This is a genomic window from Microbacterium sp. Root553, from assembly GCF_001426995.1.
GTDB lineage: Bacteria > Actinomycetota > Actinomycetes > Actinomycetales > Microbacteriaceae > Microbacterium.
In genome coordinates this window covers 1,174,578-1,187,329 of record NZ_LMFY01000001.1, presented here as the reverse complement: position 1 = coordinate 1,187,329, position 12,752 = coordinate 1,174,578, and the positions used below count along the sequence as shown (strand labels likewise).

At 68.8% G+C, this 12,752-nt stretch carries 10 protein-coding genes; 5 read left to right on the top strand and 5 right to left on the bottom strand.

Annotated features, from left to right (window positions below; genetic code table 11):
- Positions 1-45: 45 nt before the first annotated feature.
- The 4 genes from ASD43_RS05445 to ASD43_RS05430 all read left to right on the top strand — a co-directional run bounded on the left by ASD43_RS05445 (position 46) and on the right by ASD43_RS05430 (position 4,041).
- Complete coding sequence (locus tag ASD43_RS05445; RefSeq protein ID WP_056414576.1) at positions 46-876, top strand: hypothetical protein; 831 nt, start codon at positions 46-48, stop codon at positions 874-876.
- A 76-nt stretch (positions 877-952) separates the two neighbouring features.
- The gene (locus ASD43_RS05440) at positions 953-1,180 is read left to right on the top strand and encodes an RNA-binding S4 domain-containing protein (RefSeq protein ID WP_045253946.1); all 228 of its coding nucleotides are present in this window, start codon (positions 953-955) and stop codon (positions 1,178-1,180) included.
- An 88-nt stretch (positions 1,181-1,268) separates the two neighbouring features.
- On the top strand, positions 1,269-3,068 hold the full coding sequence (locus tag ASD43_RS05435) for a glycoside hydrolase family 15 protein (RefSeq protein ID WP_056414575.1): 1,800 nt from the start codon (positions 1,269-1,271) through the stop codon (positions 3,066-3,068).
- Between the two features lie 76 nt (positions 3,069-3,144).
- A complete protein-coding gene (locus ASD43_RS05430; protein WP_056414571.1) occupies positions 3,145-4,041 on the top strand; it encodes an SDR family oxidoreductase in 897 nt (298 codons plus the stop codon).
- Positions 4,042-4,229: 188 nt separating this feature from the next.
- Here ASD43_RS05430 and ASD43_RS05425 read toward each other — a convergent pair whose 3' ends face one another.
- From ASD43_RS05425 to ASD43_RS05405, 5 genes are all read right to left on the bottom strand, one after another.
- Positions 4,230-7,253 carry an alpha-mannosidase gene (locus ASD43_RS05425; protein WP_056414568.1) on the bottom strand — a complete coding sequence of 1,008 codons (3,024 nt, stop codon included), beginning with the start codon at positions 7,251-7,253 and terminating at the stop codon, positions 4,230-4,232.
- 43 nt (positions 7,254-7,296) lie between these two features.
- On the bottom strand, positions 7,297-8,184 hold the full coding sequence (locus ASD43_RS05420; RefSeq protein WP_045253950.1) for a carbohydrate ABC transporter permease: 888 nt from the start codon (positions 8,182-8,184) through the stop codon (positions 7,297-7,299).
- Entirely contained in the window at positions 8,184-9,113 is a 930-nt protein-coding gene (locus ASD43_RS05415; RefSeq protein WP_442922201.1) for a carbohydrate ABC transporter permease, read from the bottom strand. Before ASD43_RS05415 ends, ASD43_RS05420 begins: the two co-directional genes overlap by 1 nt.
- Before the next feature lie 10 nt (positions 9,114-9,123).
- Positions 9,124-10,476, bottom strand: coding sequence for an extracellular solute-binding protein (locus ASD43_RS05410; RefSeq protein WP_056414560.1), 1,353 nt, complete (start codon positions 10,474-10,476; stop codon positions 9,124-9,126).
- A gap of 131 nt (positions 10,477-10,607) precedes the next feature.
- A complete protein-coding gene (locus ASD43_RS05405; protein WP_056414556.1) occupies positions 10,608-11,822 on the bottom strand; it encodes an ROK family transcriptional regulator in 1,215 nt (404 codons plus the stop codon).
- A 260-nt stretch (positions 11,823-12,082) separates the two neighbouring features.
- Between ASD43_RS05405 and ASD43_RS05400 the strand changes: the two genes are divergently transcribed.
- On the top strand, positions 12,083-12,736 hold the full coding sequence (locus ASD43_RS05400; protein WP_056414554.1) for a class I SAM-dependent methyltransferase: 654 nt from the start codon (positions 12,083-12,085) through the stop codon (positions 12,734-12,736).
- Positions 12,737-12,752 lie beyond the last annotated feature (16 nt).

The following is a 12,752-nucleotide window of genomic DNA, read 5'->3' as shown; positions in this document are numbered from 1 at the left end:
GGGGGCTTCAGGGTGGCTTCAGCACCTCCGCGGGACCATCGACTCATGAACGACAAGAACCCGACACCCGACCAGACCCCCGAGAACCTCCCCGCGAACACGCCTCCGGCTCCCCCCGCGCCCCCCGCTCCCCCGGCCGCGGATGCCGAGACCGTGCCCGTCGCGCCGATCGCCGTCGAGTCCGCTCCCCAGACCCCGGCATCCGCCCCGGCGAAGCCCCGCCGCACGCGTGCGCTGCTCATCGGCGGCGGGATCGCCGCGGCCGTCGTGCTCGTCGGCGGCGGGGTGGCCCTGGGCGCAGCCGTCGGCGATGAGTTCGGCGACGACCACGACCGCCCCTCGGTCTCCGACGGTCCTCGCGGCGCCGACGACCGCGGCGGACGCCCCGGAGACGACCGCGACGACGCCGAGCAGGGCGCACCCGCCGAGGGTGGGCCCGGCACGGGCGGACCCGCGGGTGAGATCGGCACCGATTCGGCCGACGAGATCGTCGCGATCGCGGATGCCGCACGCGGCGCCGCCGACGGCGAGGTCACCTCGATCGACGCGAAGCGCGACGGCACCTGGGAGGTGCAGCTGACCGCGTCGGACGGCAGCGAGAGCGAGGTCCGCGTCACCGCCGATCTCGCGACGACCGTCGTCTCCACCGAGCAGGACGACGACGATTCCGCGCCGACCCGCACGCTCGATGAGGCGACCATCCGTGCCCTCGTCGACGCGGCGCTGACCGAGGCCGAGGGCCTGATCACCGATCTCGACGCCGACAACGACGACGTGAGCCCCTACGACGTGTCGGTGCTCACGGGCGATCGACGGTCGGTCGACATCGACTTCAGCGCCGACTTCGCCGTCGTCGGCACGGACATCGACGACTGATCCGCCGGGGTCGTTCCCGAGCCGCCGTCCGATCCGGACGGCGGCTCGCACCGTATCGGGCGATTAGCATTCAGACATGACGAATTCCGGCCGAATCGACGATGTCTCCATCGGCGGCGACATGATCCGCCTCGGGCAGTTCCTCAAGTTCTCGGGACTCCTCGACTCCGGTGGCGACGCCAAGGAGGTCATCATCGACGGCTACGTACGGGTGAACGACGAGGTCGATCGCCGCCGTGGACGCCAGCTGCACGACGGCGACCTCGTCACCTTCGAGGGCCGCACCGTCCGCGTCCGCCCCTGACCCCCATCCGGGGCGGCTCGTATAGCGAGCGGATGCAGGACGCGCAAGGCGGTAGGCGGTATCTCTCCCCCGGCCGCACGATGGACCCATGCCCCGCTCCGCTCGTCCTCTCGCGTCGTACGCGCCGATCGGCGACGGCAGGACGGTCGCGCTGATCGGTCTCGACGGGCGCATCGACTGGCTGCCGCTCCCGGGGCTCACGGATCTTCCCGTGTTCGCGAGCCTGCTCGACGAGCAGACCGGCGGATGCGTGGAGCTGCGTCCCACCGCAGAGTTCCGCACCGAGCGACGCTACGTTCCCGAGACGAACGTGCTCGAGACGACGTTCCACACGGATGCCGGTGCGGTGCGGATCACCGACGCCCTCATCTTCGGCGTCGCCGGACGACTGCCCTGGGCCGAGCTCGCCCGGCGCATCGACGGCGTCGAGGGCGAGGTCGCGATGCACTGGCGCGTGCAGCCCGGATCCTCCCTGCAGACCGCCGCGCCGTGGGTGGAGCGCACCGCGCACGCCGACATCATCCGCAGCGGCGCCACCGCCCTGGTGGTGGTCGGCTTCGCGCACGGCCCCATGGCCACGACCTCGGAGTCCTCCGTCGGCCCCGAGCAGACAGGGTCGTTCACGACCTCACCGGGATCCCGGCACCTGATCGCGCTGGCGGCGACGCACGGGGAGCCGCTGCACATCCCCGATCCGCACAACATCGACCTCGGGGTCGACCGCACGGTGCAGCACTGGCAGCACTGGTCGTCGGTGTTCTCGTACGACGGCCCGTGGCGCTCGCACGTGCAGCGCAACGCCCTCGCGCTCAAGCTCCTGATCTACAGCCCGTCCGGTGCCATCGCCGCAGCGGCGACGACATCTCTTCCCGAGAACCCCCGTGGCGGGAAGAACTGGGACTACCGCTTCGCGTGGGTGCGCGACCTCGCGTACACCGCGCACGCCCTGGTGCGCTTCGGGCTGCGGGAGGAGACCCACGCCGCCCTGTCGTGGCTGCTCCGCACGATCCGCGAGCAGGGATCCGACCTTCACGTCATGTACGCGCTCGACGGCTCTGCGGTTCCCGAGCCGCGCGAGCACGACGTGTCGGGGTGGCGCAGCATCGGCCCCGTCGTCACGGGCAACCCCGCCGGAGCCCAGCTGCAGCTCGGGGTCTACGGCGACCTGATGGCCATCTGCCGCACGTACGTCGATGCGGGCAACGTGCTCGACGTCGAGACCTCACGGCTGCTCGCGGACATCGCGGACCGCACCTGCGACGTCTGGCGCAATCCGGATTCCGGGATGTGGGAGCTCCCCGAGGAGCGTCACTACACCTCGTCGAAGATGGGGTGCTGGAAGGCGCTGGAAGATGCGATCGCCCTCGCCGACTCGGGGGCGATCCCGGGCAGCGCCGACCGGTGGCGGGCGGAGCGCGACCGCATCCGCGCGTGGATCGATGCGCACTGCTGGTCGGAGAGCCGCGGCGCGTACGTCTTCTTCGCCGGCTCCGATCAGCTCGACGCCTCGGTGCTGCTGCACGCCCCGAGCGGATTCGACCGCGGCGAGCGCATGGCGTCGACGATCGACGCCCTCAGCCTCGAGCTGGGCGCCGGGGCTCTGATGTACCGCTACAGCGGCGTCGCGGCGGAGGAGAAGACCTTCGTCGCCTGCGCCTTCTGGCGGGTCGAGGCGCTCGCCTGCGTCGGACGCCACGACGAGGCCCTCGCGCACATGGAGACGCTGATCGGGCACGCCAACGACGTCGGCATCTACGCCGAGATGATCGATGCCGACGACGGGGCCGCGTGGGGCAACACCCCGCAGGCGCTCAGCCATCTGGCCTTCCTCACCGCGGCGATGACGATCCGCGAGGTCGTTCCCGCAGACAAGCTCCGCGATCGCTGAGCCGGATCCCGATCCGGCTCCGTCGACCGCGCCCCGACCCCAGACCGAACGAACGAAAACAAGGAGAGGACACACCATGTCTCGTGACCAGTACACCTTCGTCAACCCCGCTGAGCTCTACTCCGACATCGAGCCCCAGAAGCAGCACATGCCCGAGCCCGGTCTCGACGCCGACCTCGCCCCGAAGGCCGACCTCGGAGAGGACAGCTACCGTGGCAGCGGGCGCCTGAGCGGCCGCAAGGCTCTCATCACCGGCGGCGACTCCGGCATCGGTGCGGCCACCGCGATCGCGTTCGCCCGAGAGGGCGCCGACGTGGCGCTCTCGTACCTGCCGGAAGAGGAGGAGGACGCGGCTCGCATCGCCGGTATCCTCCGCGAGGCCGGCGCGAACGTGGCCACCCTGCCGGGCGACCTCCGGGACGCGGAGTACTGCCGCACGCTCGTGGCCGAAGCCGTGGGCGCTCTCGGCGGCCTCGACATCCTGGTCAACAACGGCGGCAAGCAGATCTACCAGGAGTCGCTCGGCGACATCACCGACGAGCAGTTCGACGACACCTTCAAGACGAACGTCTACGCGATGTTCTGGATCACCAAGGCGGCGCTTCCGCACCTGCCTGCCGGGTCGTCGATCATCAACACCACCTCGATCCAGGCGTACTCGCCGTCGGGCATGCTCGTCGACTACGCCTCGACGAAGGCGACGATCAACGCCTTCACGAAGGGCCTCGCCGACCAGCTCGCGCCGAAGGGCATCCGCGTGAACGCGGTCGCCCCCGGCCCGATCTGGACGCCGCTGCAGCCGAGCGACGGTCAGCCGCAGGAGAAGCTCGACCAGTTCGGCGAGGAGACCCCGCTCGGACGCATGGGGCAGCCCGCGGAGCTGGCTCCCGCCTACGTGTTCCTGGCGTCGGCCGAATCCAGCTACGTGATCGGCGAGACCCTGAACGTGAACGGCGGCATGCCCACCCCGTGACGCTCGGCTGAGGTGATCCGGAGCCCCGCCGTGCGCGATAGCCCTTGCGCGGCGGGCGCTCCGGTGTCACTCTTGCGATACAGCTCTGTCGCGCCTGTCGCGGCAGCTGGGGTGCCGTCCAGATGGCGGCATCGGATGGGGCGCCCTTTCTGCCGCCTCCCCCGTGGTGGGGGCGTCCCGTCCTCCCCTCAGCCTCGCGGCAGCCGCAGCGTCACGAGCTGGAACGGTCGGAGCGACAGACGGAAGCCGTCGGCATCCTGACCCGACAGCGCGGCCGGCTCGATCTCACGCTCGAGCAGGTCGACCTCGCCGGCGTCACCGCTCGGGAATCCCACGGCGACCATGGCATCGGCGCGACGCCCGAGAGCCTCGTACAGGCGCACGATGACGTCGCCGCTGCCGTCCTGGGCGAGCTTGACCGCCTCGACCACCACACCCGGGTGATCGATCGCGACGAGAGGGTGCACATCGTCGGCGCCCACGACGCGACGCTCCGCGAGGTTCGTGCGGTACCCCTCGGCGATCGCATCGACGAGCTCGCCGCCGACGACGATGCCGACCTCCAGATGGTGCCGGCCCTGATCCTGCTGCGGGTCGGGGAACAGCGCCGCCCTCACGAGCGAGAGCCGCACGGTCGAATACGTGCCGCCGCTCTCGCGCGGGTGCCGGGTGATGTCGTGGCCGTAGGTGGAGTCGTTGGTGACCGCGACGCCGAAGTCGCTCTCCCCCACTCGGACCCATCGATGCGCCACGGTCTCGAAGCGCGCAGCGTCCCACGAGGTGTTGGTGTGGGTCGGACGCACGATGTGCCCGAACTGGATCTCCGAGGCGGCATGATCGGTGTGCACGTCGACGGGGACACTGAGCTTGAGCAGCTTCTGCCGCTCGCGCCAGTCGACGTCGACAGCCAGCTTCAGCGTGCGCGATCCCTCATCGAGACGGATGCTGTGCACCAGCGTCGATGCACCGAACGTGCGCGAGATCACCACGGCGCCGTCGACGATCTCGATGCCGTCCACGTCGAGGAGGTCGGTCACGTTGCGGCGGTAGTGCTCGTCGATGTCCCAGGCGTCCCACTGCGTCGGGGTGTCCCGGTGCAGCTGGAAGACGCCGGCGCTCTGACCGGCAGGCACGACCTCGCGCCCGCTCGTCAGGTCGATGATCGAGGTCAGCACACCGCGCGCGTCGATCGTCGCCCGCACGAGGCCGTTGTCGAGCACGAACCCGCCCTCCGCGGCGACCGGTGCGACGGGTGCGACCGCATCCGCCTCGCCGATAGCCAGCGCTCCGACCGAGGCGTTCCCGTGCGGCGCCGCGTTGGCGACGAGGCTGCGCGTGCCTTCGCCGACCAGTGCCCGCAGGGAGTCGGCGATGATCTGCTCGAGCTCGACGGCGATCGCCGCGTAGTTGCGCTCGGCATCCTGATGCACCCAGGCGATCGATGTGCCGGGAAGGATGTCGTGGAACTGCTGGAGGAGCACGAGCTGCCAGAGACGGGTGAGCTGCTCGGCCGGGTAGGGGCGACCGGTGCGGACGGACGCCGTCGCCGCCCAGAGCTCGGCCTCGCGCAGCAGGTGCTCGCTGCGACGGTTGCCCTGCTTGGTGCGCAGCTGACTCGTGTACGTGCCGCGGTGGAACTCGAGATACAGCTCACCGCTCCACACCTCGGGCGACGGGTATTCGGACTCGGCCTGCTCGAAGAACGCCCGCGGCGTGGAATGCCGGGCGACCGGGGACCCTTCCAGCGACCCCGCGCGCTCGACCTGCGCGGCCATCTCCCGGGTCGGACCGCCTCCGCCGTCGCCGTACCCGTAGGGCAGCAGCGAGACCCGCGCCCTGCCCTTGTCCTGGAAATTCCGCTGCGCATGCGCGAGATCGGCCTGCGAGGCATCCGAGTTGTACTTGTCCACCGGGGGGAAGTGCGTGAACACGCGGGTGCCGTCGAGGCCCTCCCAGAGGAACGTGTGATGCGGCATCCGGTTCGTCTCGTTCCACGAGATCTTCTGCGTCAGGAACCACTTGGATCCCGAGGCCTTGATGATCTGCGGAAGGGCGCCGCTGTAGCCGAAGGAGTCGGGCAGCCAGACCTCGGGGGTGTCGATCCCGAACTCCCGGAGGAAGAACCCCTTGCCCTCGACGAGCTGACGGGCGAGGGCCTCGGAGCCGACCATGTTCGTGTCCGACTCGACCCACATGCCGCCGACAGGCACGAAGCGGCCTTCGCGCACGCGCTCGACCAGACGCTCCCAGATCTCGGGGTAGCGCTCCTTGATCCACGCGAACTGCTGCGCCGACGAACTGGCGAAGACGACGTCGGGGTTCTCGTCCATCAGCGCGAGCACGTTCGAGAAGGTCCGCGACACCTTGCGCGCCGTCTCGCGCACGGGCCACAACCACGCCGAGTCGATGTGCGCGTGCCCGACGGCATGCAGCACGTGCGCGCTGGCATGCGCGGGACTCGCCAGCACCGCGCGCAGCGCCTCCCGGCCCTCCGCCGCCGTGCCCGCGACATCATGCGGGTCGACGAGGTCGATCATCCGATCCAGTGCCTGCACGATCTCCGCCCGTCGCGGCGAAGAGGCATCGAGCTCGCCGAGGAGCCCGCGCAGGATCACGGTGTCGTCGAGCAGCGACTCGACGGTCAGGTCGCGCAGGGCCACGTCCACGACCCGGAGCACGTAGATCGGATCGACGCCGGCGGTGTCGGGGTCGCCGAGTCGCGTCGGGTCGAACGTGAAGATGCTGCCCACGTCGGGGTTGGATGCCGCCTCGAGCAGCACGTCGATGCGTCCGTCCGGCTGCACCGCTGCGGCGACCGCGTTGTTGAACGGCGAGATGCCTTTGATCGGACTCCCGTCGAGACCCCAGACGAGAGCCTCGGCCTGGAAGCCGCTCTGTCCGGCCGTGAAGCCGAGGTCCACGACCAGCTCTGCCCTGGTGCCGTCGGGGAGGTCGCCGGATGCCGTGCGCCACTCGGCCGGGACCTGCCCGCTCACCCGGAACCACGTCGTGCCCCACGGGCGCCCCCACGCGGTGCCGACCGCGGTGGGCGTGTAGTCCGCCTGCGCAGCATCCGCGAAGGGCACCGGCTCACCCGGCACCTCCCAGGCGCGGACCTCGAGCGGGTGGCTCAGCCGGTGACGAGCCGGGCGCAGACGCTCGCGGAGGAATCGGTCGATGCGCATCTCGATGAGCGCGGTGCGGTCGTGCATGAGTGGTGCTTTCTGGATCGTGGGGTGTGCGAGGAGGCGGGGATCAGCCCTTGACGCCGCCGGCCAGCGCGAAGCTGCTGCCGGACAGACGCTGCACGAGCAGGTACAGGACGAGGATCGGCACGGAGTACAACGTGGCGAACGCGGCGAGCTGTCCGTAGGCGACCGCGCCGTGGTTGCCGAAGAACGTGAAGATCGCGACGGCCGCCGGCATCTTCTCCGAGCTGAACAGCAGGACGAACGGGACGAAGAAGTTCCCCCACGCCTGCGTGAACACGAAGATGAAGACGACGCTGATGCCGGGGCGCATGAGCGGCAGGACGATGGTCCACAGCGCCCGCATGGCGGAGGCGCCGTCGACCCACGCGGCCTCCTCGAGGGAGACCGGCACCGAGTCCATGAAGTTCTTCAGCATCCAGATCGCCATGGGCAGCGATGTGGCGGCCATGAACAGGATCACGCTGACCTGGGAATCGAGCATCTTCAACTGCACGAAGAGCGCGTAGACCGGCACCATCATCGCCGTGATCGGCAGGCAGGAACCGAACAGGACCGAGTACATGAAGCCGCGCTGGAAACGGGAGTTGTGCCGCGAGAGCGGATACGCGGCGAGCACGCCGACGACGACGGTGATGAGGGCGGTGCCGAACGAGATCAGCGCCGAGTTCCACAGCGGCAGCAGCGTCATCGACCAGTCGAACACCGCGACGAAGTTGTCGAGCGTGAGGCTCTCCGGCACCGAGATCGACACCGTGGCCGACGGAGACACCGCCGAGAACGCGATCCACGCGATGGGCACGAGGAACACGACCCCGATCACGATCAGGACGGCGTTGGCGAGCCCCGTGGAGCGGCGCTTCGCGGGCGACGCGACCGAGATGCGCGGGCCGCGCCGGACGGTGGGGCGGACGAGTGCTTCGGTGGCAGTCATCAATCGACCTCCGGCTTGAGGATGCGGATGTAGAAGATCGCGAAGATCGCACCGAGCACGAGCGTCACCGCAGCGATCGCCGTGCCGTAGCCGATCTGGGAGTACTGGAAGGCCTCCTGATAGGCGAGGACGGGGAGGGTGGAACTCGAGACGCCCGGCCCTCCCTTGGTCATCACCCAGATGAGCCCGAACGTGCCGAGAGTCTGCAGGGTGGTGAGCATGAGGTTCGTCGAGATCGAGCGGCGGATCATCGGGATGGTGATGAGGAAGAAGCGCTGGGCGGCGTTCGCGCCGTCGATCTGCGCGGCCTCCATCACCTCCGGCGGCACCTCGTTGAGGGCGGCTCCGTAGACGAGCATCGAGAAGGCCGTGCCGCGCCAGACGTTGGCGAGGATGACGGCGAACATCGGGTACTCGATGAGCCAGCTCACCGCGGGGATGCCGATGCCCTCCAGCAGCGCGTTGAGCGTGCCGTCCTTCGAGAAGTAGGCGTACAGGGCGAACGCGGCGACGATCTCGGGCATCACCCAGGCCACGACGACGAGCGCGCCGACGACGCTGTTGACCGACTTCGAGCCGATGCGCATGAGTGCGGCGACACCGAGTCCCAGCACGTTCTGACCGATGATCGCGGAGAACAGCACGAAGACGACCGTGAGAACCAGCGCCGTCCAGAAGTTCGGGTCGGTGAACAGCGAGATGTAGTTGTCGAATCCGACGAACTCGGGCTTCGCCGCCCGGTAGCCGGTGAGGGCGCGGTTGGTCAGCGATCCCCAGATGGCGTAGAGGATCGGCCCGAGCAGGAACACGACCAGCAGCACCACGGCGGGCAGCAGCGGGACGGAGCGCAGCAGGTCGCGGAGCGGGGCGCGCCGCCCGGCCCCGGTGTGCACCGGGGCCGGGCTGCGCGTTGCGGTTGCAGAGGTCACTGCGGGAGTCCTACTCGACCTTGTCCGGGCCGACGATCTGGGTGAGCGCGTCGTCGTAGGTCTTCGCGGCATCCTCCGGGGTCGCTTCTCCGGTGATCACCGATTCGGTGGCCTGCTGGAGAGCGCTGGTGATCTGCGAGTAGTCCGGCGTGGTCGGACGGAAGTGCGTGTACTGCACGAGGTCGGAGAAGAACGCGAAGGTCGGGTTGTACGCGAGGTACGCGTCGTCGGTCGCGACGTCCTCACGGACGGCGATCTGACTGTTCTCGGTGTCGTACTTGAGCGAGTTCTCCTGGTTCAGCGCCATCGCGATGAAGTCGAACGACGTCTGCGGGTGCGTGGTCTGGGATCCGACCGCGAGGGTCCAGCCCCCGGACATCGAGGTGAAGCCGGGCTTGCCGCCGTCCTGCGTCGGCATCTTCGCGAGACCGATCTTGTCCGCCCAGCCGTCCCAGGCGCCGTCGCCGCTGATCCAGCCACCGGGGAGCCACGATCCGTCGATGGCCATGGCGAGCTTGCCCTCGGGAAGCAGCTCCGTCGAGACGCGGCTGCCGATGGTCGAGTCGAGGGCGAGATCGAGCGGAGTGGCGAGATCGTTCTTGTAGAGCGTGTCGTAGAAGCCGAAGGAGTCGGTGAGACCCTGGGAGCCCACCGCCCACTTGTCGGAGTCGGCGTCGTAGAGAGTGGACTCGGTGCCGTAGAGGAGCATCTCGAGACCCTGCATCGACGTCTGCTCACCCGCGCTCTTGCTGCCGTAGATGTTCAGGGGGATCAGGTCGGCGTCGTACGCCTTCACGGCTTCAGCGGCATCGAGGATGTCCTGCCACGACTCGGGCTGCCAGTCGGTGGGGAGTCCCGCGGCCGCGAAGATCTCCTTGTTGTAGTAGATCGCACGGGTGTCGGTGCCCATCGAGACGCCGTAGGTGCTGCCGTCTCCTCCGAGACCCGCCTCCTTGGCCGCGTCGTAGAACTGGTCCCAGTCATCCCAGTCCGCGAGGTAGTCGTCGATCGGCAGCAGGTAACCGGCCGCGGCGTCGGAGCGCAGCTGGAAGGTGTCCTCGTAGATCACGTCGGGTGCCGTGTCGGGCGAGCCGTTCATCAGAGCCAGCTTCGTGAAGTACTCGTCTTCGGACTCGATCGGCTGGAGCTTGACCGTCACCCCGGGGTTCGCGGCCTCGAACTCGGGCTTGACCTTCTGGAAGAGGTCATCGAGCTGGTGGAACGCGGACGTCATCTGATACGCGACGGTGATGGTGCGGTCGCCGCTGTCGGACGTCTCTGCGTCCCCGGACGCACCGCATCCCGAGAGGACGATCGCGCCGACCGCGATCGCGCCGATGGCGGCGAGGGGCTTCGTTCGCATCTGCTTTGCTCCTTTGCATGCGGACCTCGCTGTTGAGGCCCTCAGACGGATAATCCTATCAAATGGGATAAATAGGTCGAGAGGGCGGAGTAACAGTTCCGTCACGGAACGCTATGGAGATCCGTCAGCGGTCAGCGGCTGATCATGAGTCGCGACGCCCGCGCGGTGAGCGCATCGTCGAGCACGAGGCACGCGGCTCCCACGGCGGCGGAGTCCGCTCCGATCTGCGAGGGGCGCAGATGCACGGGTTCGGTGGAGGTGCTGACGGCGGTGGTGTGCACCCAGTGGTCCAGCACCGGCAGAAGCCGCTCGCCGAGCCTCGACCACGCAGGCCCGCCCAGGACGACGATGCCGAGATCGAGAAGGTTGTTCACTTCGACGATGGCCGTCGCGAGGTGCCTCCCGGCGCTTTCGAGGGCTGCGAGCACTCCCTCGTCTCCGGCGGCGGCCAACGACGACAGCCGCTCGAGCTGCATCCGCGCATCTCCTGTGCCGCTCGGCGGTGTCGCGTGCCCGGCCTGGGCGAGGAGCATCCGCGGCTCCATGATCACTCCGATGCAGCCACGGGATCCGCAGGTGCAGATCGGCCCCTCGGTGTCGACGACGATGTGCGCGATGTTGCCGGCGTTGCCCGTCCTGCCGTGCACCGGCGCCCCCGAGACCGAGAGCCCGAGGCCGAGGCCCGCGCCGTAGTAGAGGAACATCGCGTCGGCGAGCTCCTGCCCCGCGTCGAACCACTGCTCGCCGACGACGGTCGCGACGACATCCTTCTCGAGCAGCGTCGGCAACCCGCTGACCCGTTCGAGCTCCGTGCGCACGGGCACGTTGTGCCAGGCGGGCAGGAGCGGCGGATTCAGCAGTCGACCCGCATCGCGGTCGAAGGGCCCGGGAGCGGCCACGCCGATCCCGAGCACGCGCTCGGCAGGAAGCCGCGCCTCGGCGATGAGCGACCGGACGCTGTCTCCGAGACGTCCCACGAGTTCATCCGGCGACGCGTCAGCGCCTCCGGGGGTCTGCTCGGTCCTGGCGACGACCGCGCCGGCGGCATCGACGACCACGACGGTGTCGACGGCCGGGTCGAGGTGCACACCGACCGCGTAGCGCGAATCCGATCGCAGCGCGAGGAGCGTGCGGGGCTTTCCCGGGCCCGAGATGACCTTTCCGGTCTCCTCGATCAGCCCCTCGTTGGCCAGCCGGCGAGTGACATTGCTGAGCGTCTGCGTCGACAGCCCCGTGCGTTCGGCGAGCTCGCTGCGGCTGAGCCCTTCTTCGGACCGGCGGATGAGGTCGAAGACGAGCGCCTGGTTGTAGACGCCCACAGCAGGGAGGTTCGACCCACGCTGCATATTCCGCTCCTCATCCGTGCGCACCCGTCAGCGCGTGAACCTCATGATCGCCGCGCAGCACCGCAACGGTCAAACCCGGGCCCGCATGTTCAAGCCTAGGGCGGGGAGCGGCGGGCTGGATCATCCGACGACCACCCCCGGATTCAGGCGAAGAGCGCACACACCGCACACGAGGTCGACGGGGCCAGTTCCGTCACTCGTCGGCTGCGCCTCCCGCGCGTCGCTGATGTCACTGAGGGCGAACAGCAGACGATGGCTTCATGAACGATCCGGTGGACCAGGTTGGCGAGGTGTACCAGAAGCGTGCGGCGGAATGGGTGAGAGCGAGAAGTACCGCCCTCGTCGAACATGGGTGGTTGTCGTTGTTCACCACCCTGCTCGAACCTCATGCATCCGTCCTCGACGTCGGGTGCGGTTCTGGAGTACCGATCGCGCAATGGCTCGACGACAACGGCTTCGCTGTCACCGGCATCGACAGTTCATCGGAGATGATCCGACTCTTCCGCACGAACGTGCCTGCCGCGCGGGCCGAAGTGCTCGATATGCGCCGTCTGGACCTCGCCATCCGATTCGAGGGGATCGTGGCCTGGGATAGCTTCTTCCATCTCTCCCCTGTCGACCAGCGAGCGATGTTCCCCCTCTTCGAGCATCACGCGACGACCGGAGCCCCACTCCTCCTCACAACCGGTCCGGAAGCCGGCGAGGTTGTCGGAAACCTACACGGCGACCCGCTCTACCACGCCAGCCTCGACCCCGGTGAGTATCGTGCACTGTTCGATCAGCACGGATTCGACGTCGTCGCGCACACCAGCAGAGATCCGAGCATCGGCGATCACACCGTCTGGTTGGTACGAAAGCGCGAGGGCGTGACTCCGAGCTTCGGCAGGACCGGGCCGAACCCACACCCCGAGTGACGTCCGAGTCGTCGTC

Excerpts from the sequence above, each read along its gene's own strand:
- ASD43_RS05445 (WP_056414576.1), top strand. The coding sequence starts at position 46 with ATGAACGACAAGAACCCGACACCCGACCAGACCCCCGAGAACCTCCCC.
- ASD43_RS05440 (WP_045253946.1), top strand. The coding sequence starts at position 953 with ATGACGAATTCCGGCCGAATCGACGATGTCTCCATCGGCGGCGACATG.
- ASD43_RS05435 (WP_056414575.1), top strand. The coding sequence starts at position 1,269 with ATGCCCCGCTCCGCTCGTCCTCTCGCGTCGTACGCGCCGATCGGCGAC.
- ASD43_RS05430 (WP_056414571.1), top strand. The coding sequence starts at position 3,145 with ATGTCTCGTGACCAGTACACCTTCGTCAACCCCGCTGAGCTCTACTCC.
- ASD43_RS05425 (WP_056414568.1), bottom strand. The coding sequence starts at position 7,253 with ATGCACGACCGCACCGCGCTCATCGAGATGCGCATCGACCGATTCCTC.
- ASD43_RS05420 (WP_045253950.1), bottom strand. The coding sequence starts at position 8,184 with ATGACTGCCACCGAAGCACTCGTCCGCCCCACCGTCCGGCGCGGCCCG.
- ASD43_RS05410 (WP_056414560.1), bottom strand. The coding sequence starts at position 10,476 with ATGCGAACGAAGCCCCTCGCCGCCATCGGCGCGATCGCGGTCGGCGCG.
- ASD43_RS05405 (WP_056414556.1), bottom strand. The coding sequence starts at position 11,822 with ATGCAGCGTGGGTCGAACCTCCCTGCTGTGGGCGTCTACAACCAGGCG.
- ASD43_RS05400 (WP_056414554.1), top strand. The coding sequence starts at position 12,083 with ATGAACGATCCGGTGGACCAGGTTGGCGAGGTGTACCAGAAGCGTGCG.